Source organism: Anabaena sp. CCY 0017 (genome assembly GCF_963920885.1).
Classification (GTDB): domain Bacteria; phylum Cyanobacteriota; class Cyanobacteriia; order Cyanobacteriales; family Nostocaceae; genus Nodularia.
In genome coordinates this window covers 1-25,997 of sequence record NZ_CAWUDG010000028.1, presented here as the reverse complement: position 1 = coordinate 25,997, position 25,997 = coordinate 1, and the positions used below count along the sequence as shown (strand labels likewise).

General features: G+C 41.1%; 21 protein-coding genes. 7 read left to right on the top strand and 14 right to left on the bottom strand.

What is annotated here, in order from left to right:
- Nucleotides 1–143 precede the first annotated feature (143 nt).
- The 10 genes from ACM0OW_RS22190 to ACM0OW_RS22145 form a co-directional block, all read right to left on the bottom strand.
- A complete protein-coding gene (locus tag ACM0OW_RS22190) occupies nucleotides 144–1,775 on the bottom strand; it encodes a DUF2298 domain-containing protein (protein WP_414552429.1) in 1,632 nt (543 codons plus the stop codon).
- 134 nt (nucleotides 1,776–1,909) lie between these two features.
- The gene (locus tag ACM0OW_RS22185) at nucleotides 1,910–2,938 is read right to left on the bottom strand and encodes a hypothetical protein (protein WP_414552427.1); all 1,029 of its coding nucleotides are present in this window, start codon (nucleotides 2,936–2,938) and stop codon (nucleotides 1,910–1,912) included.
- A 417-nt stretch (nucleotides 2,939–3,355) separates the two neighbouring features.
- Complete coding sequence (locus ACM0OW_RS22180) at nucleotides 3,356–3,478, bottom strand: DUF6760 family protein (protein ID WP_414552460.1); 123 nt, start codon at nucleotides 3,476–3,478, stop codon at nucleotides 3,356–3,358.
- A 17-nt stretch (nucleotides 3,479–3,495) separates the two neighbouring features.
- Nucleotides 3,496–3,870, bottom strand: coding sequence for a phage tail assembly protein (locus ACM0OW_RS22175; protein ID WP_414552425.1), 375 nt, complete (start codon nucleotides 3,868–3,870; stop codon nucleotides 3,496–3,498).
- A 62-nt stretch (nucleotides 3,871–3,932) separates the two neighbouring features.
- Nucleotides 3,933–4,241 carry a hypothetical protein gene (locus ACM0OW_RS22170; protein ID WP_414552423.1) on the bottom strand — a complete coding sequence of 103 codons (309 nt, stop codon included), beginning with the start codon at nucleotides 4,239–4,241 and terminating at the stop codon, nucleotides 3,933–3,935.
- Nucleotides 4,242–4,247: 6 nt separating this feature from the next.
- Nucleotides 4,248–4,727, bottom strand: coding sequence for a phage tail protein (locus ACM0OW_RS22165; protein WP_414552421.1), 480 nt, complete (start codon nucleotides 4,725–4,727; stop codon nucleotides 4,248–4,250).
- Between the two features lie 121 nt (nucleotides 4,728–4,848).
- Nucleotides 4,849–5,322, bottom strand: a complete 474-nt coding sequence (locus ACM0OW_RS22160; RefSeq protein ID WP_414552420.1) for a phage tail protein — start codon at nucleotides 5,320–5,322, stop codon at nucleotides 4,849–4,851.
- A gap of 58 nt (nucleotides 5,323–5,380) precedes the next feature.
- Nucleotides 5,381–5,854: a phage tail protein gene (locus tag ACM0OW_RS22155; protein WP_414552418.1), complete on the bottom strand. Its 474-nt coding sequence runs from the start codon at nucleotides 5,852–5,854 to the stop codon at nucleotides 5,381–5,383.
- A gap of 133 nt (nucleotides 5,855–5,987) precedes the next feature.
- Nucleotides 5,988–7,664 carry a phage tail sheath family protein gene (locus tag ACM0OW_RS22150; RefSeq protein WP_414552416.1) on the bottom strand — a complete coding sequence of 559 codons (1,677 nt, stop codon included), beginning with the start codon at nucleotides 7,662–7,664 and terminating at the stop codon, nucleotides 5,988–5,990.
- 241 nt (nucleotides 7,665–7,905) lie between these two features.
- Nucleotides 7,906–8,439: a Pvc16 family protein gene (locus ACM0OW_RS22145; protein ID WP_414552415.1), complete on the bottom strand. Its 534-nt coding sequence runs from the start codon at nucleotides 8,437–8,439 to the stop codon at nucleotides 7,906–7,908.
- Between the two features lie 560 nt (nucleotides 8,440–8,999).
- Here ACM0OW_RS22145 and ACM0OW_RS22140 point away from each other — a divergent pair.
- From ACM0OW_RS22140 to ACM0OW_RS22115, 6 genes are all read left to right on the top strand, one after another.
- A complete protein-coding gene (locus tag ACM0OW_RS22140) occupies nucleotides 9,000–10,181 on the top strand; it encodes a sensor histidine kinase (protein ID WP_414552413.1) in 1,182 nt (393 codons plus the stop codon).
- A 137-nt stretch (nucleotides 10,182–10,318) separates the two neighbouring features.
- Nucleotides 10,319–11,002 carry a response regulator gene (locus ACM0OW_RS22135; RefSeq protein WP_414552411.1) on the top strand — a complete coding sequence of 228 codons (684 nt, stop codon included), beginning with the start codon at nucleotides 10,319–10,321 and terminating at the stop codon, nucleotides 11,000–11,002.
- Between the two features lie 115 nt (nucleotides 11,003–11,117).
- The gene (locus tag ACM0OW_RS22130) at nucleotides 11,118–12,386 is read left to right on the top strand and encodes a DUF4255 domain-containing protein (protein WP_414552409.1); all 1,269 of its coding nucleotides are present in this window, start codon (nucleotides 11,118–11,120) and stop codon (nucleotides 12,384–12,386) included.
- Nucleotides 12,387–12,418: 32 nt separating this feature from the next.
- A complete protein-coding gene (locus ACM0OW_RS22125; RefSeq protein ID WP_414552407.1) occupies nucleotides 12,419–14,407 on the top strand; it encodes an ATP-binding protein in 1,989 nt (662 codons plus the stop codon).
- Nucleotides 14,408–14,493: 86 nt separating this feature from the next.
- Nucleotides 14,494–14,718, top strand: coding sequence for a hypothetical protein (locus ACM0OW_RS22120; RefSeq protein ID WP_414552405.1), 225 nt, complete (start codon nucleotides 14,494–14,496; stop codon nucleotides 14,716–14,718).
- A complete protein-coding gene (locus ACM0OW_RS22115; protein WP_414552403.1) occupies nucleotides 14,708–15,085 on the top strand; it encodes a type II toxin-antitoxin system VapC family toxin in 378 nt (125 codons plus the stop codon). The genes ACM0OW_RS22120 and ACM0OW_RS22115 overlap by 11 nt, the downstream gene beginning before the upstream one ends.
- A 185-nt stretch (nucleotides 15,086–15,270) precedes the next feature.
- On the opposite strand, the gene ACM0OW_RS22110 is transcribed toward ACM0OW_RS22115, so the two are convergent.
- From ACM0OW_RS22110 to ACM0OW_RS22095, 4 genes are all read right to left on the bottom strand, one after another.
- Nucleotides 15,271–17,118: a YbjN domain-containing protein gene (locus tag ACM0OW_RS22110; protein WP_414552402.1), complete on the bottom strand. Its 1,848-nt coding sequence runs from the start codon at nucleotides 17,116–17,118 to the stop codon at nucleotides 15,271–15,273.
- Nucleotides 17,119–17,147: 29 nt separating this feature from the next.
- The gene (locus ACM0OW_RS22105; RefSeq protein WP_414552400.1) at nucleotides 17,148–18,389 is read right to left on the bottom strand and encodes a hypothetical protein; all 1,242 of its coding nucleotides are present in this window, start codon (nucleotides 18,387–18,389) and stop codon (nucleotides 17,148–17,150) included.
- Between the two features lie 75 nt (nucleotides 18,390–18,464).
- On the bottom strand, nucleotides 18,465–23,603 hold the full coding sequence (locus ACM0OW_RS22100) for an eCIS core domain-containing protein (RefSeq protein WP_414552398.1): 5,139 nt from the start codon (nucleotides 23,601–23,603) through the stop codon (nucleotides 18,465–18,467).
- Between the two features lie 239 nt (nucleotides 23,604–23,842).
- Nucleotides 23,843–25,333 carry a CHAT domain-containing protein gene (locus tag ACM0OW_RS22095; protein WP_414552396.1) on the bottom strand — a complete coding sequence of 497 codons (1,491 nt, stop codon included), beginning with the start codon at nucleotides 25,331–25,333 and terminating at the stop codon, nucleotides 23,843–23,845.
- A gap of 64 nt (nucleotides 25,334–25,397) precedes the next feature.
- On the opposite strand from ACM0OW_RS22095, the gene ACM0OW_RS22090 reads away from it, so the two are divergent.
- Nucleotides 25,398–25,844: a helix-turn-helix domain-containing protein gene (locus ACM0OW_RS22090; protein WP_414552395.1), complete on the top strand. Its 447-nt coding sequence runs from the start codon at nucleotides 25,398–25,400 to the stop codon at nucleotides 25,842–25,844.
- Nucleotides 25,845–25,997: the final 153 nt, after the last annotated feature.

Below are 25,997 nucleotides of genomic sequence, written 5' to 3'. Positions count from 1 at the left end.
GTAGGTTTTTAAATCTTGTACTCAGATAGCGACCCTAGCATATTCGTCTTGAAATTTGACTTCAGCCTCAAGGCTTTTGGCAGCTTTTATCTTTTGTCTGAAGTCCGAGATACGGTGCTTATGCACCTGTCTCCCCAAAGTTTTCAGCTAGCTATTTTATAAACTGAAATGGCAGATTCCTCAAATATTTTGGCAAAATTCTGGTTAATATCAAACACCGACTTGACAGATGGATCTCTGACAATGACAATTACTTGTCGCTGAGGGAATTCCTGTTTAATACTTTCTGCGGCCGCATTGACAATAGCTTCGGAGTTCGGCGTTAAAAGAGCGATCGCATTTTGTAAGCGCTTTTTCACCACTTCTTGATCTTGACCGAAAACCTGAGTAGATATCATCCTAGAATTCATCGACCAACCATCGAATTTTTTCCATGAAGGATCTTGTTTTCGTCTGAAATCAGTACTAATGTACAAAGACCGCCGACTTAGTACGGGGATTGTACGAAAAGAGTCAACAACAACCGCATCCACTGGTGTATTAGTAGCAATCCATGAATAGAGTTTATCCATACGCGTGTCATTATGCCGAATCTCAACACCGCTTGTGTGAACAGTATCGGCAAAGTTTATTTGCATAAACATCCCCGTAAACATCAAAACTGTGGGCAGAAAGAGCAGCACAATGATTGGCTTGGCGAACAGAGAGTTTTCTTGATTAAAACTAGCGAAAAATGGCGCGATTAATATACTAATTATGCCCACCAATAGCATGAGAAATTTATACTGAGTTTCTATGGGAATGGTGATAAAAGTATAAAGTAAGGATAAGCTTATAGCTGCGTAAATCAGTGTCAACACTTCAGATGAACGATTGTGCAGTAAAGTTTTTAACTTTTGTCTCTTCACCCACAGAATCAGCAGAGGTAAGCTGGAGACGAGGAATAAAGTGATGAGTCGATTTTGGATTTGAAAGTTGAGAGACATAGCCGCAGTGCTTGCTCTACCTGCATTAATGCTATGAAGATAAGGGCTAGCGATCGCACTCCCGAAAAATACTGCTAGCAAGACAATCAAGATGGATTGCCCATTTTTTCCTCTCTTCGCGATCGCTTGTCCTAAGCAAACAAGAACACAGGATATACCCATAGCTAACCAGTAAATAGGGTATAAAAAAGCTGTAGCGGCGATAGATACACCAATACCAACACCATTAATGTAAGATTTTTCTCGATTGGCAAATAAGCGGATCAAGAAAAAAAGACAGATAAAAAACAGACCAAATCCCAGTCCATTACCATTCCCATGAGCAAACTTATGAAGTGGCAGAACACGCTCATCAATTGGTAAAATGTCGTTACCAAACCGTTTCAGTTCTTGAATAAAAAAGATAGAAGTACAGAATATTGACAGAAAAACAGCGAATATGCCCGTTTGGCGCAGGGGATGAAGAAGTTGTGCCGTCTTAAATATAGCCCATGCAGAAACTGCCAAAGCGAGAATATTTAACAATGCAAATCCTATGGGAGGAGAAATATTTCCAATCTGACACAGCCAACTCACTAAGTAATGATGCGCCCAAGGATATTTAAGAGGATATCCGGCTAATAAAGTATCTTCGGGTGGCACTACCCCATTCATAATATTAAAAACAATGCTGGCGTGCATAAACTCATGCCAATTAATCAATGCAAACTGTGGATTAACAAATATTAGAGTTGCCACAGTCGAAATCAGCAGCACCAACAGAATATAAATAGATTTTTGCCACCGCATACATATAGTAAGGATGAGAGTAGCAATAACGGAAATTATGATTGTAGTAGCTAATTTTATCATTTCAAAGCTAATTTTTATTCGGCTTTATGTGGACGATGGAAAAGAAAAAATGAGAACTATTGCTGATAATTTTATAGTTCAATCTTGAATATTTCCCTTCTATTAAGACCATCTATTTTCAAATAAACATAATGCCGAAATCTTAAAAAGCTTTGTTGTAACCAAGGTGAAGTTTCACACCATTGATAGTACATCGGAACCGCTTTGTTCATTAAAAATGTGTGCCAGCTTTCCAGAATAGCTTCAGTTTGTACCTCCTGAGCGCGAATTTGCCCATTAGCTACCATTGCCATGCGAAATTCAGGATTATCCCTTAATTTAATAAGTCCTGAAAGTGCGACATTGACAGAATCAGCTTCTAAATAATCAAACTCACTTTTACGTTCAGCTTGATAAGCCGACTCACATCCTAAAATTGCCGGAACGTTAGCTCTCCAAGCATTGTATAACTTGGAGGCTGGTTTATTATTGTATCTACATTTACTGAAACTACGTATTGCTAAAACTGCATCCATCTCACTATAGTCATGCCAAGATGCCGTGTCACCAACCGTAATCCAACGTAATCCCAAGGCTTCAAGTTGTTCTTTCCAGCTTGGTTCGCGCAATTCAGGAGCTAAATTAGATATATCACCCAAGTAAGCTATATTTTCAAAGCGATCGCCTCTTGTCTCATCACGCGGAGTCAGTTTCGTTTGAGTCCAAAGTGGTATATAGTGACTTTTCCATAAAGATGAAAGCCCCTTCGATAATGCCTGATGTCTGTTCTGAACAACGTGTAATTGGCAATAGGGATGATTTTTTTTATCATCGCGAAGGCAGATGAGTAATACTTTTGAACTGGGTTTTAGATTAAAGGGTAGAGAAAAAGAATGAGCAAGGACAATTCCTTCATCAGGTAAAGTATCTATTAGTTCACAGGGAAAATTAGCTGCTTTCAAATGGAGATATGTCTGTAGAGTCCAAGATTCTGCACCTGGATACCTGACCTTACAAATTTTCATCCATGACCAGTAATCATTAATACTTTCAGGCCAGCCAATACTTGGGTGATCTTTTTTGGGAATGTAGAAATAAATTAAAGGCAAAGTCCTAGGCACTGTTTTTCATCCTCCGTATTCTCAGCACAAAATTGTCTTTATTCAAATTTAAAAGCATAATCATCTCCTTCGTCGTATAGGTTCGGAAAATGCTGAAGCCTTAACCCAGCAGAGTTTATCCGAGCTAAACGCCCCCTAACGCTTTCAGCGCCGCCAGGTTATATTTGTTATATATTACACTCAAAAAAACCTTGAAAAGCTGATTATAAAGATAATTTAAACGAAGACAGTCTAAAAAGATACGTCTTAATGAAAAACTTTATAAATTCTTTGAAAAATCTTCAAGAAAACAGCAAAAGTAAGTAAACACCGAATCAGGTTTACTCTACAGACGAAGCCAAGGGTAGTAGGAGGATCGGAATCGGAATCAACAAGGTCTATTTTCTGAGGCCGTGTAGAGACACGAACATAATTTCATTATTGCTGCGTAAACTTGCTAATTTCCTCCACCCAACGCCGGCGTTCAGGATGTTCCAGATTTAAAATATCTTCTAAACTCCAATGGAAATGAAAAGCGATACAGGCTACCTCCTCACTCAGCGCCTCTGAGGGGTAGCCTATGATTCCCCCGCTAGGGAAAGCTCCACTTGAAAGTTAGTATTACATTGAGGACACTGCACCGGAATATAAGCATCACCATGCTGATTAATCCGGTTATAAAATTCTCTTAAATAAGCCAAATCCTTTGTAAAAAGATTTTCCAATAAATCGGAATTTATTTCAGTTAAATCACCCAATTTTGTAATCACTCGTGATAACATCACAATCACGGCATAAGCCGTATTTTCCTGAGCATCCCGATTTTTTTGCAGATAAATTTCATCTTTAGCAGTCGCCAAACGCATCACACCTTGACGATGTACATTCCCCTCTGAATCTAATAAACCCCTAGGTAAAATAAATTCAAATTCCGTATAAATTCCTTTAGTCATTGGTCATTGGTCATTGGTAAGTTACCGTCTTATCCCCCTGCACCCTGCACCCCTGCCTCTTCCTACTCCCCACTCTCTTTTTCTTCTAATTCATTAATTTGACGATAAAATTGCTGTAAAAAACTTAAATCACAAGCAAAAAAATTTTCTACTATTGTTGGTGTCACCTCTTCCAACGCTCCTAAACGAGTAATTACGCGAGATAAAATAATTACCGTCGCGTAAGCTGGATTAGATTTAACTCGGAGGTCACGCAATGGCACAATTTCATCCATTGCTTTAGATAAACGCATGACACCTTTACGATGCAAATTACCGTCTGCATCGAGATATCCCTTGGGTAAAGTAAATTCAAACTCAGTTTGTAACATCCGGCGTTATTTTAGCCTGATTAACTCTTCAACTACTACTTCAATTTCTTCAACTTCAAATTCATTAGCTGAAGCATTTAAATCAGTTATTTTATAACTACTAGGCCAGGCACGACGGAACTGAAATCTAGCAACTTCTGTAGCACTTTGATCATAAATTACCAAAGATCCATCTCGACGTTGCTTACCCCAATTACCTTTTTCCACGGCTTGAAACCATTTCCACATAGTCATGGAAAGAGTCATCCCCCGACGCAGCACCAAATTATTAGTTTTGACATTGCCAGGAATTTTAGTCCTAACGACCAAACCAGATTTAGCTTTACCCCACTGCTGGGGTGTAACCTCGGATACTTCTATAACATCATGAGTATTTTTAAAACCTTGGCACTCCATAAAATAACCATCCACTGGTTCTTGGCTACCATCCAGTTTTAGTTCTAGGTAAAATCTAGAATTAGTGAGAATTTCGGGAAGTTTTTCCATGATATTTCCAAGTTCAGAAAAAGATGCTGAGTAGAGACTAAGAGCTAGAGACTAGGAACTGCTAGAGACTAGGAACTAAGATTTCTGACTCAGCACTCAGCACTCAGCACTCAGCACTCTATTACTTGACGCGATGTAATGACTCGTAGGCAAATTCTACTGTTTCTGTGGCCAGACCTTCCTCACCTGCGGCCATTTTAGACGATTTATAAGTCTTGGGCATAACACCTGTTAAATTCCACCGTGCTGCTTCCTCACCGCCTTGGTTATACAGCACAATTGAGCCAGTTTTACGTTCTCCCTTAGAAATGGTACCACCGCCCTTAATTGGTTCAGAGTGAGATTCCACAAACCAATCTACAAGTCTTCTATCTTCTACAGTAGCGACAAAATCTACAGTGATATTCCCATTAGTTACTCCAGTTACTGTAGCTTGAATAACACTTTTTCCTCCTTTAGAGACACCATGAGATTTAGAATCACCAGCAGTTTGCAGAGTGATGCTTATCCCACTTACTTTTTGAACAATCAGATCATCCAAGCCATCTAATTCAAAATAGTACTTGGAACAAGCCAGAATTTCATCAGCAGCCATTGCATAACTCCTCTATATCGATTGCGGTAACTTTGTAGTAGATTATTAAGGTTATTTGTTATGTGGCACGGATAATTTGTTCACAGACAATTTCATAAGTTTCCACACATAAGTCTTTACTGTCGGCAGCAAAATCTGATACTTTATAAGATTTAATCCAAGCGTTAGTCAAATTCCAACGCATTACTTCTGTATCTTCACTGTCATAAGCGACAATAGAACCGTTTTTGCGATTACCACTCCACTTTCCCTCCCCGCCTTCACTTTTGGGCATAGTAGCTTTCATCCAGTCATAAAAAGCCATGTCACCTTCAACAACGTAAACCTCAATAGTGACGTTGGGATTTTCTTCAAAACCGCTAGATGTTGTTTGCCAAAGTGTTTTGCCGCTTTTAGTTGATGCTAGAGGTTTTTCGTGTCCAGCAGTTTGCCCAGTGAAGGATACTTCTGTCACACTTTTAACTAATTTATCGGTCAACCCATCAAATTCTACGTAGTATCTACTATTGGGAATTGGTTTTAGTTCAGGCATTTTTCACATCCTTTAACAAGGGTAAATTTAAAATCAACAACAGCTAAAAAACGCAAATTATCCAGATTTGCCACTTATATTACTTTACTAAGTGCTGAGTATATTTTACTCAGCACTCAGCACTCAGCACTCTTTACTGATTAGGAGACCACTGACTAAAGCGGAAGATGACAAATTCTGCTGGGCGGACTGGACACACACCAACTTCGATGTATAGACGACCTAGCATCATGGTTTCGTGGGTGTTGATGCTGGAATCACATTTGACATAAAATGCTTCAGAAGCGGAAGCGCCAAATAATGCACCGCTACGCCACAGTCTTTCTAAGAAGTTGCTAACGGTACGAGTTACACGCGCCCACAAATCTTGATCGTTAGGCTCAAATACTACCCATTGAGTACCTAGTTCTACGGACTTCTCAATGTAACTCATCAAGCGGCGAACACTGATGTAACGCCATTGTACATTATCTGGTTCTACCAAAGTCCGTGCGCCCCAGATGCGAATACCTCGGTTGGGGAAGGTGCGGATACAGTTGATTCCCAAGGGGTTGAGTAGTTCTTGTTCCCGCAGGTTGGTTTCGTAAGCTAAACCAATAACACCTCTGGGGGTATCGTTAGCAGGTGCTTTATAAACGCCTCTTGTTTCATCGGTACGACACCAGACACCCAACATATGTCCTGCTGGGGGAATCATAATTGGTCTACCACCATTGCGAGGGTTGGGGACCTTAATCCAAGGATAGTAGAGGGCGGCAAATTGCGATCGCCTGTTAAATGCACTCAACCACTGGGCGATATGCTGCGGCTTGACTTGGGTTGGTGCGACTGGCGCACCACCACCTTTACAAGGAGGTGGGTCTAGAACTACCATCCGGTTAGGGGCAGTATTTTCACACATACTGACCATTGCTTCCATCACCCCATGAACTTGATCAAGATCCAAGATGTTTCTTTGATATGCCAGCATCAAGTCAGGGAAGGCAATCATGGTAACTTCATCTATTTCAAAGATACCTTGCATACCTGTGCGATCGTCTCTTACCCCTTGCACATCTCGGGGGAAGCGATCAGGAGTTGAAACCATTGGCGGTGGGCTAACTTCATAGTTCCCATTCGCTGGACGGCGGGAAAGTGGTTGTCCTGGTGTTTCTAAGTCAACCACATCCACAAACGCAGACTCTTGGACTGCTGCTACCGCATAAGTACCAGCCTCCGTTGCGATTTCTGGGTTCATTGACAGGTGGTCGTACTCTTCGAGAATTTCACCATCCCGGCTAATGATGACTTTAAAAAATTCTCCAGTGTTTAAGGGTGGTTCGGCTTCGGGATTTTCTGACGGGCGCGGTTCACTTTCTAAAATCGAAACATTAATTCGCCCTTCTTCCGCCGCTTCGTTATCGTCTCCATCTTCGGCCGCTTTCAGGGCAAACTGTAAAGATGGACGATTCCCTGTAGTACGAATTTTCAGGGCTGTTTCTTCTAAAGGAGGTGGGGGAGTTCCAGGAAGTTTAGTGCCGATACTTGCTACCCAACAGCGGCCACCACCATTAAGGAACCAACCGTTAACAGCAAAGGGAAGATAGGCATCAAAATCTGTGTATCCATCGGAACCTTGTCTAGCAAAGTATTCCAGGTACTCGTTCCACGATGTGACTAACATCGGTTTAAACAATTCAGCATCACCGCGCACATCTTCGGTGAAGCCAATAAAGCCAGCAATATTCGTACTCACACCCTCAATAGGGCGACTACCTCGATCTACTTCCTCAACGTAGACACCAGGTGCAAAGTAATCTAATCTAGCCATAGTGTTCGATTTTCCTGTATTTGCTAAATAACATTTCTGGAACTTTATTCATTAGTCCTAATCGCTTCGACAAAACTCTTGATTTTTAGTCATTAATTGACAATGTAGAGCAGTGCTTTGGTAATGGGTCAACCACTACATGAAATAACGGTAGCCCTTCTCTTCCAATTACTTTTCGCCTTTCCAGCAAAATTACAAGTTACTTTGAAAGAGTTGCTCCTTAGTCATCCAAACCCATGATTTAATTTTTTTTGAGCCACATTTCTCCATTGTTATGAATCAAAATATCGCTTCGTAGGTTAAATGGAATTGTCAAGGTTACATACAAAGCTGGGCGTAATGGCACACTTAAAGCACTCCACAAAGCCGCAGCATCGATGGGATGGATAGCAGAAACGGTGATCGACAATTCGCCATGACCGCGCAGTGTTGGAGGTAACATCTCCTCTCCTAGGGAGTGGTGATTTAACAGTAGTATCAACGCCTCTGACAGCAGACGTTGTTCGCCCAAACTTGTAAAGTCCCAAGCACTGACCAAAAATAGCAGATCAAACCACCTTGGTGGTGCTAAGGTCGATCCCCTGTGCTGGCTTGAATGCTGACAACCGGATGGTTGTTTACAAACATTTTCCCGGATGCTGTAACAATACAAGTTCAGTCTGGGGTTGACTTCTTGAGCAACACTAGGATGGCTGAAATCAATTTGCTCTGTACTGAGCAGGGAAATCCCGCCAGCTAAGATTTCTGCTAAAGTCTGAGTAGCAGCTGGGATCATAAGATACAACAGCAGGGTTCCTAAAATACTCCGTTATCTGCTTCTTGGCTAGATTTTTTACCAGTTAAATCAAGTATAGATGTTTGGGCATCCTACCAAATTTACTGATGTAAGCAGCAGAGAAAAACTACTGTGCTACTTAGCCGATGGGAATGCGGAGGGACTGATTAAAACAAGCAATAACCCTTTTAAATGTAGTTTCTCTAATGATTTGCCACATTTGGGTGATCTATTCATCAGCTTAGAGATCCAGCTAGCCCGTGGTTATTAGACTTTGGTCGAGATTCTAAAATAATTGTTGCAGTTGTGTAATATGTGAACTTGTTAATGTAAGCTAGGTTCGTCCTTATTTATACAGTAATAACCACAAGCTTTGCCGGATGGGTGAAAGATCGTCAGGTTTCTTAAGATACTGAAAGCTTAAACACTTTTTTTGGTTGGTCAACCCGATTTATTGAATTTTGCAGCATTCTCTGCAATATGTGTGTAAGTAGATAAGATTTTGATACTTTGTAACATCTGCCATGCTTATTACTGTTAAATCATGCAGGAGGTCATAGGTGAAAGTTGCTACTCAGACGTTGACTACTCAGATATCTCTACCTTCGTCCACGCAAAATTTACCAAGTCAGTTGTCGGCAGCTGATGTGAGTAGAATTTGCCAAATCATCATACAACAGTTAGAAAACTTACTACCAACGGTGGCTGTCTGGACTGTATATCAGAATCTAGATACAGATAAGAGACAATTAATTTCTCTCGCTGTACCAGATACCGCCAATTGTACAGAGTCTCCGAAATCAAGTGGTTTGACATTCAGAGAGTCTGTATTGGCTATTTCATATCTGCATCAAGAAGAATGGTTACAAGCAGATTTACCTATTCTGAAAATTACCGAGTTAAGCCTACCAGATGCTGATCATGCTTATGTTTGCTGTGTTGGTGAACAAAGCTTATTAGCGGCGGAATATATATTTATTTGCACTTGTGAGACACTATCACCACAACAGCAACAATTACTACTAGATAATGCTCAAATACTCAGCCAGTATTTAGCAATGTATAAAGAGCGATCGCGCCATCTGGCAGAAATTGCGGCTTTATCGGAAACCCTCGGCCGCGCCGAACATCAATTACGTAATCCCTTAGCATTAATTAATCTGTATGCTGAAAATCTCCGCTTGTCTTTACCAGATGGGTGCTTGCAACAACAGGCTAAAATAATTTGTCAAACAGCAGATGAACTTAGTGCTAAATTAACAGATTTGCTTTATCAAGGACAACAAGCCAGTTTACAGATTAAACAGCATAATTTACAAACAATTCTTGCAGAAAGTATTAAAGCTTTACAACCTTGGTTAGAGCAAAAAAATATTCACATTCACTATCCCGATAAACCTGTGAATGTCACAGTTGATAGTTGGCAGATGAAACAGGTTTTTGATAATTTATTGACGAATGCCGTGCATTTTAGCCCGGAAAATGGGACGGTGATTTGTAACTGGCATATATATAATCATGAAGTGTTAATAGAAATTTGCGATCGCGGTTCGGGAATCTCTGACTCAGACTTGAAGTTAATCTTTACGCCTTATTATTCTCGACGTTTAGGGGGTACTGGCTTAGGATTAGCGATCGCTCAAAAAATTATTTTGGCTCATCAAGGCAACTTGTGGGCAGAAAATATTCCTGAAGGTGGCGCTCAATTCTCCTTTACTCTACCCATAAACAGGTCAACGTGAAGTAAAATTTGGCCTCACTTTATATATAGTCATAGTCATATCGCTCAGGACAATGCTGATTGCTCAAAATCTTTACTCAAAGTAAGTTTATACTCAGCACTTAAAACTCAGCACTTTGCTATACCAGGGACAGCATCATGAACGCCAAAAAAGAACCTATTTCCATTTTGCTTGTAGATGATGAACCGCGCTTTCGTCAAGGAATACGCACTTTATTAAACTTTTATAACAATAGTAATGGTGTCGGCTTGGATATTGTAGGAGAAGCAGCTTCGGTTGAGCAAGCACTCAAATTAACAGCCGAACAGCACCCAGCTTTAATTTTGCTGGATTTAGAATTACCTCCAGAAGACGGAATTACAGCACTACTACGTCTAGGAGAATTATCTTATAACGGCAAAGTCCTCATTTTATCAGCACACCAACAAGATGATTGGATATTTAGAGCCATGCAAGCAGGCGCTTGGGGTTACGTATTTAAAAGCCAATTAGCCACCCAACTATGCGAAGCTATTACCACCGTAATTAATAATAAAGTTTATTTACCCCCAGAAGTAGCCACAGCTTTCTTTCGTTTATTCCACTATTACACAGGACATTCCCTAGCGGCTGCCGGCACGAGTATTCACTTAACCGAACGAGAGCGAGAAGTATTAAACTGGTTAGTTCAAGGAGCCTCTAACGAACAAATCGCCGGACATTTATTTATTACTATCGCCACTGTCAAAGCTCACTTAACAGCCATTTTTGAAAAATTAAGTGTCACTAGTCGCACTCAAGCGATCGTCAAGGCTTTAAAGTTGGGTTTAGTTTGCCCGTAGGGAGTGCTGAGTGCTGAGTGGGTAGGGGCGGGTTAAGCAGTCAGTCTGTGGTTTGCCGAAACCTTTAGTAAACCCGCCCGTACAGGAATGACTAATGACTAATGACTAATGAAACATGACAAATTATTTAGCTATTGCTACTGTGACTGCAACACTACAAAGAAACTTGCAGGCGAGTATACAACTAGATGTGGATGGCGCGAGGGTGACAACTGTCAGACCAGACCGTTTGAGTAGTGGTGCGCCGGAAGCTGGGGTTAATTTATATCTTTATGACATTTTGCTGAATCCGGCTTGGCGTAGTGCTGATTTGCGTCAACGTCATTCAGTTGATGAGAAATATACTAAGCGATCGCAAACGGGTTTGGATCTCTATTACTTACTAAGTTGCTATGGTAACGATGTGGAATTGGAACCCCAGCGTTTGATGGGTAGCGTTGTCCAAACTTTGAATAGTAAAACCACTGTTACGTCGGAGATGATTCGGGAGACATTAGCCGACTCAAGTTTCACATTTTTAACAGATTCTAATCTAGCCGAGCAAGCGGAAGCGATCGCCATTACGCCTATAGACTTGAATGTAGAGGAAATCTCGAAAATTTGGACTGTCTTTTTCCAAACTCCTTACTATTTATCCATCGCCTATAAAGTGAGTGTGGTCTTAATTGATGTCGGCGATATTGCCAAAAAACCTTTACCTGTACGCAATCTTCAGCCTCATGTTACACCATATCAACCAGCGATCGCTCAAATCAAGGTAACAGAAGAATCATCCCCACTCCGGAAAACTCGACTAGCAGGATCACCCTTAATTCTGGCTACCAGCACATTACTTATTCAAGGCGACAGGTTAAGTGCAAATATTACCCAAGTCAGCATCGGTAATCTTAAGGTAGTTGCCGAAACAGTCATAGACAGACAAATTACTTTAAATCTGGCTTCCATACCGAGAGAATCCCTACGGGCGGGTGTCCAAAGTTTACAGGTAATTCATCCCCAGGAAAGGGTAATGTCCAATGTGATGCCCATTGTATTACGCCCCACTATTGCAGAAATTACAGCATCTAACATCCAGGGTAGGGGTGATGAACCACGAGATGCGGATGTAACTGTGGTTGCAGATGTCACCATTGATAAAACCCAGCAGGTGACTTTAATCCTAACGGACATTTCAATGGCACAATTTTCGGGATACTCTTGCGATCGCACCAAAAATCGGCGCAATCATTCCCACTCAATTACCTTTGCTGTTACCGATTGTCCACCCGGTACTTATCTAGCCCGTCTGGTGGTGGATGGTGCTGAAAGTTTATTAACAGTTGATCAAGACTCAAACAGCCCGACATTTGAGCAGTATATTGGGCCTGTTGTCGTGATTTCTTGATTGTCAATTTTAAAACCCACTTAAAAAGTTTTATGAAAAATGAGTTAAGAAATCACAATCCTGAATGGCACAAAGCTAACCAGGATTATTTGATGAATGCATTAGCAAAAGTTCGGACTGCATTAGGGCAAACTGAGAGTAGCAACGAAAATTTCACTTCAGAATCGAGTAGTAATAACGCACTGAGTACCCTCTGCCATATCTTTGCTTTATCAGACTTTGAGCGAGATATATTATTGCTGTGTTTGGGGATGGAAATAGATGCTAATTGGGGGGTTTTATGCAGCAACGCCCCAGGTAATCATCCCAAACTACCTTATCCAACTTTTAGTTTAGCTATGGCAGTTTTACCAACTGTTTATTGGCAAGCTTTCACACCGTCTGCACCGTTGCGAAAGTGGGAAATGATTCATATTGGGGAAGGTCAGGCACTCAACCTGAGTCCATTACGAATTGATGAGAGAATATTACACTATCTCATGGGTTTCGACCATTTAGATGAAAAGTTACAGGGTTTTGTTGAACCTTTAACAGAGACAAATGAAACTCAAGTAGCTTCTCATCGGCAGTTAGCTGAACAATTAGCCACAACCTGGGCGCAAACAGTCGGGACAAGATTACCAATTATCCAGTTGTGTGGGGATGAAGTCGGTTCTAAGAGAGCGATCGCCTCTACAGCTTGCGGATTACTTAATGTCAATTTACACCTAATGTCAGCTAAGGCAATTACCAACTTCCGTAATCACGAAATCAATGAATTATTGCGTTTGTGGTCAAGGGAATCAATGTTAACTAATAGTGCTTTGCTGCTGGATTGTGATGAAATTGATATTACAGATCCCGCTAAAGATGCTGTAATTGGTAGATTAATCGAAAATATCTCCAATCCACTGATAATTACCACTGGAGAGAGAAGGCGATCGCTACAAAGTCCCCTCATCGCCATCGAAGTCCACAAGCCCAGCACTACCGAACAAAGAATAATTTGGCAAAATGCCCTCAAAGAAGCAGCACCCAGCCTCAACGGACACGTAGACACCTTAGTTTCCCATTTCAGCCTCAATGCTGCCACCATTCACACCGTCTGTACCGAAGCCAAAGGAAAATCACAAGAAACATTCCCTTGTACAGACGCGATGAATCGCGTCTCCATCCACTCCTCACTCAGCACTCTCCTCTGGGATACTTGTCGTTCTCAAGCGCGTCCGCGTTTAGATGAATTAGCGCAACCAATTGAAGCAGGTTCTACCTGGGATGATTTAGTATTACCAGAATTACAACGCCAAGTATTACGAGATATTGCCGCCCATGTCCGTCAACGGGCAAAAGTCTATGAACAATGGGGATTTGGCAACAAAGGAGGACGTGGTTTAGGTATCAGTGCCTTATTTGCGGGTGCTAGTGGTACAGGTAAAACCATGGCCGCAGAAGTGATTGCTGATGAACTCCGTTTAGACCTATACCGGATTGATTTAAGTCAAGTAGTGAGCAAATATATCGGAGAAACTGAGAAAAACCTGCGGCGGGTGTTTGACGCAGCCGAAACTGGGGGAGCAATTTTACTGTTTGATGAAGCTGATGCTTTATTTGGTAAGCGTAGCGAAGTGAAAGACAGCCATGACCGTCATGCCAATATTGAAGTAGGCTATTTATTGCAACGGATGGAATCCTATAGAGGTTTAGCGATTCTGACCACTAATTTAAAAGGTTCTCTAGATCAAGCCTTTCTGCGGCGGATTCGGTTTGTTGTCCAGTTCCCCTTCCCTGATGCTAGTCAAAGGGCGGAAATTTGGCAGCGGATTTTCCCCCGTCAAACACCTACCCAAGATTTAGATCCCAGCAAGTTAGCGAAATTGAATGTATCTGGCGGTAATATTCGCAACATTGCCCTCAATGCGGCTTTTCTGGCGGCTGATGCTGGTGAGCCTGTGGAGATGAAACATATTTTACAGTCAGCTAAGAGTGAATATGCCAAGTTAGAGCGACCGCTAACAGATACTGAAGTGAAAGGCTGGGTTTGATATTTCGGTTAGGAAAAGGACAGACAATCAATTGTTCAATCATAACTAAGATAAGCTAGGAATAAGTCTATTCACTCTTATTAATAATGGAAGTTCTAAAACTCACCACTAAAACTGATGAATCTGGTTGTTTGAATCTGAATATTCCGACACATTTAGAGGCAGCCGAGGTAAATGTTGTCATTGTGGTGAATCCCGTTTCATCAGTCCAGAAGCCCATATTCAAGTATGATTTCTCTGATTTGGTGGGTCAATTAAACTGGCAGGGAAATGCAGTCACGATGCAAAGGAATTTACGGAATGAGTGGTGATCGCTACCTGTTGGATACGAATGCAATTGTAGCTCTGCTCCAGGGAAATTCTCAACTCATTCTTTTATTGCAAAATGCAGATTGGATAGGAATTTCAGTCATTAGTCAAATTGAATTTCTGGCATTTTCTGGGCTAAGTCAAGCTGATAGCCAAATTTTTCAGCAGTTTGTTCAGCGAGTAGAGGTTATTAATTTAACGACAACTGATACTGTGTTGATTGAGAAAATTATTGAAATTCGCCAACAATTTCGGTTAAAATTGCCTGATGCTATAATTGCTGCGATGGCTAGCCAAAATTCAGCCAGTTTAGTGACGGCTGATCAAGAATTTGCAAAAGTTAATACTATCAAAGTAATTAATTGGTAGTGCGATCGCTTCCTAATTTTGGCGACTTGATCGGGGTGCATCCCAGTTTTTATGTTGCAACAACAGAATAATTGTCATTGCGATACGCAATGACGGCACTCGTAATGACAAATCAATAATGGTGGGTTACGGATTATCGTCCTAACCCACCCTACAAATGGGGGATTTTATTCCTGGGAAGTGCCTTATTGGGTAGAACTCAAACCCGTCTCTGGGTTTTCAGCGAGATTTTTAATCAATCTCTCAAAAAAGGCTAACTGCTCGTTAAATTGTTCAATCTCAAGTAAATATATTAGTTCTTTTTCACCTAACAACTTATCTGTTGGTAGTTCTTCTAGACGTTTGTCAATTTTTGCAAATAGTTTTTCTAAATCTTCTATAGATATGTTAATCTCAGAATTATCTAATGGTTCTCTATATTGTTTAACTTTATCTTTTAATTGCTCTATAAATAATCTTGTCCGTCCCGCCATTTTTGCATAACGTTGAATTAATTTCAGAATTATTACTGGGAATTTAACTTTTGTGAAGAAAGTCACTGCTTCATCAAATACTTCTGTTGCCAAATCACCCAATCTCGTAATAATTAATTTCTTGACTTTTTCGCTGATTTCTTGGGTTTGTTTACGCTGATAAGGTTCCAGCATCTGCAATGCTTGATGTAATTGACCGATTTCATCTGGTGTTAATTTTGCTAGTATATGAGATTGCTTTTCAGGTATTTTTTCCGGTTCTTGCTGTATTTCTGGTTGTGAAGATGGATTAACTGCTAAGTTTTGCTGATTTTCAGCAGGTACGACAGATAACAACTGTTCTTGTTCTTCTGATGCTTGGGGAATATCTGGAGTTAGTTCAATTTGGTTAATTGCTTCTTCTGCCGACACATCCCCATAAATCACAGACATTATCCCCGGTAGGTATGCGTCCATCATCGTCACGTTGGCGTAAACTAACTGTTTAATTAGAGTAAAACTTAGTCTATTACCGTCAACATCTATGCTGGTTTTGTAACGAATTTCTCCATCAATGAAGTCTAGTTCAAAGTTGCCGATAATTATGCCATAATTTGCTCTGGTGATAAATTCGGCTACAGCACTTCGCTTGTTTTCTGGGGATTGGATGGGGAGAATTGAGTAAAAAACCATTTGCTGTTGTTCTTTTCTAGCAATGGCGTAGCAATCACATTGACCGTTTTCACCCTGGAAGCCGAGGCTTAAGGTTTGGTTTTCCGGACTTTCTTGAAATTGCCAATCTTCTTGTTGGAAGAAGTTAACCATTGCCGCAAAAATATTTTCCTCTGAAGCAATTTCCTCGGTTACTTCAGAAATCTTTTCTGCAACTTCTTCAAAAGCAGTGGTCATTTTCTTTATGGTTTCAGAAACCACCTTTTCAGTCATTTCAGGAACATTGCCAGTCAACTCTTCAAAGGTCTGGGTAATTTTTTCAACTGCTTGAGAAATGGTATCCTTGGATATTCCAGAGTGATTTGTATTCGTCAACTCTTTAGTGAAATTGAGCATTGCCTCATTCAGCTTTTTGCCATCAATACCATCTTGGCTAATATCAGAAGGTTTAAAATATGCCCAAACAGTGGAATAGCCTGTTTCACCTTTTTCTTGCTGCTGTTTAACTTGCAGCCCATACCAACTATAGGGCGATAATAAGGGATGATTGGGCTGTTCTTTACTTAACTTTTGTAGATAGGCTACTGCTTGGTTAGAGGTTTTCGCGTGTTTTGTTAGTTGTGGTAATAAATCAGAGTCGAGACTTGCTTCAATTTGGATGTCGGGGGAGGGTTGAAAGCTTCCACCAGATAGAGGAGTGCGAATTTCGGGTTTAAGATTGAATAAAGCTTCGATGTCGATGCGTTGGTAAAGTGCTGGGCTAATTTGGAAGGTAAGACGACACTCACTGATTTTGTCATCCTGTGTAGTTATTGCTAGATTAACCCCATGAATTGTGATCGGCAATTCTGAGGATTCGCACATAGTGAGTTCGCTATTCAAGTGAGAATATTTACGTTGGGTACTCATATTGCCAAAAGCATAGAAAATGAAAACCGTTACTCAAAATCATCCTCATCACTCTGATGATAAGTGCAGGAAACAGCACATGGGTCACACCAAAATCCATAAAGGATACCATTGAAACCAAACTTTCCAAAGGGAGTCATCCCACTATCTATGCTGACTAAGAATTTCATTCCTTGTCCGCAAACTGGACAACGGGGAAAGCGTTCAAAGTTTATCCAGTTTGGATAACCCCCTACTTGATGATTGGAGAATCCTGAAGTTGCTGTACCGCCGCGCCCATATTTTAAAGGATACTCTTCTAACTTCAATGCTAATTCTCCAGGAATCAGGTCAGTTCCTACTTCTCCATCAGTCATAGGAGTTATTAATCCTTTTATCCCGTTTTCCGTAAACTGCACATAAATACAGCCTGGTGAATAACCGCTTTCATACCAAAAGAAAGAGGGATTATAGGAACTTTTAAGGTCTAAATCTAATTGAGAAATATCTAAAGTTAAAATGCGATTAGCTGGTGTATCTGTCACAGGACATTTTGGAACTGGATAAGGAAAGCTACCTCCCATATAATGAGGACTTTCGTCCCGCGAGACAACATAGCCACGATAATTTTTAAAATATACTGAAGCTAAACGCGAATCTGCAAATACTCCCGAACTTTCAATATAGGCATAAACATCTGCTAAGTATTCCTCTGGAATTGTTTTTGACAAAGTTATTAGTGCATCTAATGCCTTATCTGTACGGAAATAGGCTAAAGCTTTTAAATGTTCTGGATCTTCATCCTCACCATAGTTATTAACTAAGTCATTAACCCAACTATCAGATCCTCCTGGTAAGATTAATTCTTGAAGATATTCATCATCAATTTGTGATGCAAATGGCTGTAGCTTTTCGGGAAAGAACTGAGCAACTTCAAAAATAATATTATATAAATCTGACGATTCTGGGTCTTGAAAATACTCAGTGATTAATTTATTGATCACATCATCTGGTAAATCTTTAACTAAATTTGTGACAGCAATCAATAAATCTTTTTTATCATTGATTATCTGCTCAACAACTTGTTTTTTTTCTTGTTTAAGATTGGGCAACAACGCTAGGTAGTTGGCGGGATATGTAGCTTTAGCAGGGTCATTTATATTCAGAATTAATTCTATAGCTTCTGCTACTCCCCTATCAGATAAAACGTTCAGTTCTTTGGTTGTTTTTTCAACTTTCTCATCAACCGAGAGTAATGAATTATTCAGAATTTTTTCGATGTTATTAGCCATTGTTTGTAACCTCTGTAAAATGATAATTTAGAAAATTATGTTAGCAAATATTGGTTTTCTTAATCCTGATTATCGTTATGTTCTCGGTTTTTTACTTGAGCTTGAGGTACTAGATGGCGAAGGACGCTTGCTGCCAACCCCACTTGAACTTGAACCGCTAGAGGGAGAAGTAACTTTCTTCAAATAATCCATGAACATTTTATCAGCTTCATCACTATGAGCAAATACGCGTTTCATGACATTTTCTCTGTAGGCACGCATATAAGCTCCTACAATCTCAGGGTTTAATTCTCCACCTGGTCCTACATTTTGACCTTTAAAATTTTTGCCGGAGGATAAACCTTCAAAAATTGCTTTAGCATCTTCTCTAAATGCCTTACCAAGATCATTAGCATCCCCAGCAATTTGCGGGGGTTGATTACTGCCTCCATAAGTTCTGCTGAGTTCTTTATGAGTTTTATCTTTGAGGACGACAGTAACCCCCTCATCTCTAATTTTAGTCTTCTCCGCCGCAGTTAACTTGCGTCCAAGCTTTGTTTCTTTAGCTTTGACCAATGCTGCCCTAGATGGAACATGATCACCCGTCAGGTCATCTTTTACTTTACCTCTTGCGCCTTTACCACTAGTTGTAGCAGTCTTATAAGGGACAACTTCATATTCAGTAATATCTCCAGTCTTAGGCGTTCCTCCCTTTTTGACTGCTTTCAACTCATCATCAGTGATAAAAGTAGCTTTTGGTGTTGTCTTATCTATGGTTTGCGTGTTGCCGTGTGCATCTTTAAATTCTGTGTTGATCTTACCCTCAGCAATTAGCACCCAAGGATTAACTAAACCTTCCAATCGGAAGCGACGATTTTTAACTCTAATGCGGAACCCTTTGAACCGCATCTTATTTAAAAGTCCTTGACCCAACTCGCCAAGTCTCTTAAACTGTTTGCCAACTCCTGTACCAGCAATACCTTTGAAGAAAACCTTACCTTTCTTGATAACATATTTAACACCCTTAATGACTGCACGAGAAACTTTTCTAACAACCTTAGCTGTACCCTTCGCTACCGCTTTGACACCTTTGGTTGCTGCTTTTCCAGCCCCGAAAGTTAACAACATGGCAAGCTCAATGGCTCCAGCAGCCAGTGCTTTCGCCAAACTCTTACCACCACCTTGAATATCACCCTCCCAGGATTTAGAGAGATAATCGCGCAGATATCCTCCTATTTTTGCTATGGCATCTGCGGCAAACACTATACCTAAAACTTGCATAATCATGGGAAGCGCAGCTAAAACAGCACCACCAGAAGCCACAATCGCAGCAATAATCACGACTGTTGCTGCTATCAATCCTGCGAGTAACTTAGGCCAATTATCAGAGAACCACTGCTTAATTCCTTCTTTCATCAAATCCCATTTAATGCTGGCGCGCTGTTTTGGTGTTAGCCCATCATCGGGAATTTGCTGTTCTTGTTTTTCTCCTCCTGCCTGTTTCCCGGACGTGGCTTCAGACATAATTGCATCCATTGAGCGGCTTTCCTCATTAGATTCAGCCAGCAACACCTCTCCTTCACCGTTAGTTTTCTGCATCAGTTCGTCAGATATTTCGGGCGAAAGCTCCATGTTATTCTCTACTGAATCAACACCCACATTATCTTCATTCCAAGGTGCTTGAGGCATTTCACTAACTTCACCTGCTTGTGCAGTGCCTTCACCTTCTCTACCAGGGATACTCACCCCAGCTTGTTGTGCCTGGGCAATTTCTTCTGGTGCAAGGGGTTTATCCAGATCAACATCACCCCCCATTAGTTCTTCAAGCCCTGCCGTCTCAAACTGATCGGGCATTGCCTTTGCACCTTCAATCAAGTTACCAAATCGCTCAATTAATTCTCCAATTTGACCCGTGATGATCATGCCAATGACGGTAAAAATTCCCTTCACAAGGTCTTGGACAAGTCCGAGCAAAGTATCCAAAGTTTTCGCCAAGAAATCCAGAACGGTTGAAATCGTATTCTTCAAAAAGTCCGCCGCAGCGTTGACTGCTTCTACAGCCTTGTTAACTGTCTGATCGATCATGTCAGTAAACTTCTTGGAGATTTCTGGAAAAGCTGCCAAGGCGACCTGAACAATTGCTTTAATAATTTCTCCTAATGCTTTGATTAATCCTGTAATTACTTGGCGAGCCAAATCGATTACAGCATTAACTAATGTCTTGACTGCCTCAAAAATGGCTTTTACCACCTCGCGCAGAGCATTAAAGATAGCCTCGAAAGCTTTTTTGATTCCTTCCCAAATGCTTGAAAAGAAGTCTCCAACTTTTTCCCAAAAAGACTTGGGTTTGTTAGCTTCTTCTTCAGCTTTCTGCTTCTCTGCTTCAGCTTTTTGCTTCTCTGCTTCAGCTTCCTGTTCTGCTTCTATTAGATGCTGATCCGCTTCTGCCTCGGCTTTGGCTTTTTCTTCATTAATTTTCTGCTGCTGTTCTTTAGTAGCATTTCCAGCTTTTTCTTGGTAATCTTTATCAACATTATCTAGCTCAGTTTGCCAGTTAAGTCGGGCTTGACCAACTTCTTGTTTAGCCTGCCTTTGTTCTGCTAATTGTTTTTGCTTGGCTTCTTCATTTAAAGTGGCAATTTGCTGGTCTGCATCAGACCTAGTATTACCTGAATCTACATCAAACTTATTTTTGCCAATTTTATATTTCTCCTGTTCTGGAGCAATTTTTTCTTGATAGAAAGGAGTTAGACCTTGATTCAAACCGCCAACAACTTCTGGTGGAACTGAAGGAGCTTTACCAAGCTTTTCAGAAGAAAGTTTGGCTGAAGAAAATTGTTTATTTGCCTTGAGGATTTGCTGACTGGCTTGAGGGAAGATATTATTTTCGCCAAAGTTATGCTTGATACCCTGAGATGCCTGAGTTTTAACCTCTTGCACTTGATATTTGGATTCAGCTTGAGTCTGATCCATCTGAGAAGGATCAGTTTCACCACTTAATTCAACCGTGGGGCGTTTTCCAGCGCTGGTCTTAACTTGACTGATGTTTTGTTCGCTACCCTCTCCCTCCGGTGGTGTCTGTGGTGGTGGAGAAGCCGGAGCTTCTGCTGATAAAGATTGTGGCTCGGTTGTTGCTTCTTCGTGTAATTTTTCTGCTGCATTTTCGCCAGATAGGGGTTCTGCTGAAATTGGCTGCGGTGTTTCACTCTGCGGCGCAGTTGTGGGTTCAGCAGATTCTTGGGGTGATAGGCCTGTGGGTGCGGGAATTTCTGGTAGCGTTGATTGAACTTGTTGAGTTTGATTCTCTAAAGCCTGTGCTGAAGCGATTTGAGCTTGTTCGTAGGTGGCGACAGCTTCAGTGGGAGGTGTATTTTTTAGCTGTTCGATAATTTGATCAGCTTCATCAGCACTAATAGGAGCAGCCGCTTGTGCTGAGGGAGCGCTTTGTTGTTCTCCCACCATACCCACTGTAGAGCTTGCTTCTACCCCTGCGCCGGTAGGGGCTGTTGGTTGAACTAGGTCAGCTTCTGGTACGGCTGCGGGGACATTAGTTGAGGGTGTCTCTGCAACGGTTTTTTCTGGGACACCATTGAGATTTGACTCAGGTTGTGCATTTTTAATATCTTTAATTTTAATATCTGAGTTTATTTCAGAAGAGCGATCGCCTGTTTGCTCTGAAGTATTGACATTTTCAGTGGTTTCTGCGTCTGTAGTTTCAGTGCGATCGCCTGTTTGCTCTAGAGTATTGACATTTTCAGTGGTTTCTGAATCTGTAGCTTCAGTGCGATCGCCTGTTTGCTCTAGAGTATTGACATTATCGGTGGTTTCTGCATTGGTAGTTGTGGTGCGATCGCCTGTTTGCTCTAGAGTATTAACATTTTCGGTGGTTTCTGCATCTGTAGCAGTGCGATCGCCTGTTTGCTCTAGAGTATTGACATTATCGATAGTTTCTGCATTGGTAGTTGTGGTGCGATCGCCTGTTTGCTCTAGAGTATTAACATTTTCACTGGTTTCTGCATCAGTAGTTGCAGTGCGATCGCCCTGACCTGTCAGTTCGCCTGTTGCGGAAGCCTGTGGTTGCTCTTTCCCTGCTTCAACATCAGCTACCGGGGGTTTTTGTTGAGGCTGTGGTTGCTCTTGCTTAATTGGTTCTTGACGATTTTGCTTTGTTGATTCCTGAGAACCTTGTTTTTTGGACTGGATAACTGATTGCGCTTCAGGAGATGAGGTAAAAAGGGCTTTTGTCTGGATCTTATTTTGCTTGAATGCTTGGTGAGGATTTGATTTAGGCTGAACAGCCCCTGTTTGCTGCACTACATGAGTCAGTTCATGAGCCAATAACCGTTTACCGTCATCTACTCCTGGATTATATTTTCCCGCCCCAAAGTAAACATCTTGACCATGAGTAAACGCCTGCGCCCCCAATTCCTGATTCATCTGGACAGAAGAACTGTCTGTATGCACACGTACAGAGCTAAAATCATTGCCAAAACGAGGTTCCATGAAGGAGCGTGTCTGCTCATCTAAGGGACTTCCAGAACCTTTTTGACTTGCTAAACGGCTCTCTAAGTTGGTATTTTTTTGACTGGGAATATTGCCTCCAGCCCTGTGTATAAAGCGCTGAATGAATGGGTTAGTAGAGGGTATTGGGTTGGTCTGAGTGCGGTTTTGATTGGACTCTATCTGACGCTGAATCAGTGGGCTGATGGATGTGATTGGCTGTCTAGGGATGTTTAACTCAATCTGGCGCTGAATTAATGGATGAATGTGTCCGACTAATGGTTTTTGCTCAATTGAATCAAATCCTGCTTCCGAATCAGACTGAATTGTTGGGGAATTAGTAGCAGTTAGTGTATCTATTGACATCACTTTTTCTGCCATTGAGTCGGCTTCTTGCTCGTACTTATCCCCTGGTGCGCCTATAGTTAGTTTGGTTTGGAATGGTGATTTTTCCGCATCGTATTCTGAGAAAGCACGTTGAATGGTCCCCCCATTCCCTGAGTTGGCATCTTCATCACCATTAGCTCCCGATTCACTCAGACGCTGGACTTCAACCGCCTCATTCGCTACTTCCTCGGCCTTCTCCAATGGCTCCAAAGTTGTATTTTGGGCTTGGGATAAATCTGTCTTGGCTTGAGGCTGAACCACAAACCGAGGCGGTGCAAACTGACTCGGTGCTGCTTCGCTAGAAGAATCTGAAGAATTTTTGGAAGTTCTGTGTTGTCCGCTATACATTTCTCAATCCTTTAAGTAGCAGCTAATTCAGGCTGATCTAGACTCCTTTTGGGAAGCGGGATGCCACGAGGAACCATTTTTTTGCACTCTTTACTTAGATCAGATATTGACCCGCTTTTTACCTAAAGGTAGGAAATACTTCTATTGTTTCGTAAAACAGTATATACCCTATAGGATATTCGTAGTATTTTCTTCTGAGGAAAATAAACAAAATTCCCAAATCAAAACTCATCTAGACTTTACCAAGGATTACCAATCATTGTAAAAGCTGCCCAATTATAAGGATGAGAGAGATTACCAACGATATTATCTTGTAAATATTCTGATTGTTCTGTTGTTATTTTGATGCTACTTTGAGAACCAATTAATTGATTATCTTCGATTCGCACTTCGCCTCGAATCATCGCCAATTGTGCGGCTCGCAAAGCTTCAGTTTTTGACTTAGCTGTTTTTAAAGAGCGATAAAACTCCGTCATTAACCCCAAGGTTCCTGGATCTGAGGCATACCATAAACTCGCCAAAACTGTATTGACTCCAGTCTTGATAGCTAATCCCGCAAATCCCATTTCAGCTTCTTCATCCCCCGCAGCTGTTTTACAGGCACTTAGTACCAATAACTCCACTGGTAACTTATTCCTATTCCATCCCAACTCAGCTATTTGGTCATAGCGTAATTTGCTGTCATACAACTGGATGTATGATTCTTTAATGCCTCCTCTTTGTTTATTAGGAAAATCGGCATGAGTTGCGAGGTGAATAATTTGATAAGCTGTAGCAGTAGTTTGGGCTTTGAGATTGGTGAAATTAAAGTCCTCGTTAAGTAAATATTTACCTCCTTTAATTTGCCGCACAATAGAAGTTACTTCTATGGGTACAGCACCTAATTCAGTTTGACTTTGATCTACAGTAAATTTTTCGGCTCCCATTGCTAAAACAGGACTATTTCTGATACTTTGAGATCCAGTTTTCGTCAAACTAAAGCTGGGGAGTATTCCTAAACTGTATTTTTCTACCAAAAATTGTTTTCCATCATGAAGAGCAGCTACAGGAAGCGATCGCATTCCTTCATCCATGACAAACATTAAATTATTGATGCCTTGCTTTTGTAACTCGGCTTCTTGAGACGCAATTAGCCATTGGTAAATTTTCTGGGAGCTAGCTAAATAGCTGGTACTCTGAGCTTTTCCCGGATCAGTAATTTCTTGACTCAGTTTTTTAAACTCATCAAGAACTTGTTTTCTCGTCACACCTGATATTGGTTTTTTAACAGGTACACCATTAGCAGTAACAACGCCTATATTTAGTACATCGCTATCTTGGACTGTTTTTAGTAAACCTCTAGAACGTGGGACACCTTTTTGGGGTACAAAGTTGACATAAATAATAGCTGTTTTGATTCCCGTTGATGCTGCAATCTCTTGTAAAATAACCTGAGACTCGGCAGTAGTTTTAATTTTACTTGGGGATACTCCGAGGAACGAGGCATATTGCTGGGTATTTTGAGTTTCTGATTGATTAATAGCTGCTGCTTCTAGTCGTTGACTATTAGTAGTAGTTGTCGATGTTTGATCAATGACTTCAGACTTTACACTTTGCTCTTCTTCTTCTTCGGAGAATGAGGCATCTTGATCAGTATTTTGCTCTTCTGCTTCGGAGGATGAGGCATCTTGATCAGTATTTGGCCCTTTTGATGGGTCACTAGTACAGCACGGCGGAAATAAATAGACCACTATTGTGGGATACTAAATAATAAGCTATAAAAGCAGTTTTAGCTAAGTATGAAGGAATCTGGGTGTGGTAAGATTATCTCCGAAAACATTAAATTTAAGCGATTATGAACGTTTGGAACTCCAGCAGTTGATAAACCGCCATAATACGCCGCAACAGTTGGCACTGCGAGCCAAAATAATTTTATTAGCATCTGAGGGAAAAAATCATCGTGAAATCGCCCGAACATTAAATATAAATAGGCATACAGCTTGTTTGTGGCGAGAGCGATGGTTGTCAACATGTATAAATGATTTAACAATAATTCAACGGTTGCAAGACTCAGAGCGTATAGGCACCCCAGTCAAATTTAAGATGGAACAAGTTGTAGAATTATTTGCGCTGGCCTGCTCACCTCCTGAAGATTATGGACGACCAATCAGCCATTGGACTTCCCGAGAGTTGGCAGACGAAATTATGAAACAAGGAATTATTGAAAGCATATCCGTCCGACACGTGGGAAGATTATACTGAAGTTGCAGAGCTGAAGCCACACCAGAGTCGTTACTGGTTAACCCCCCCCTGTGGACGAAGAATTTGACGCGAAACTTGGTGATATTACTGGTTTATATAGGGAGCAACGCGATTTTGTGAAGTCGGAGAAAAAACAAGCGATCGCAAAAACTG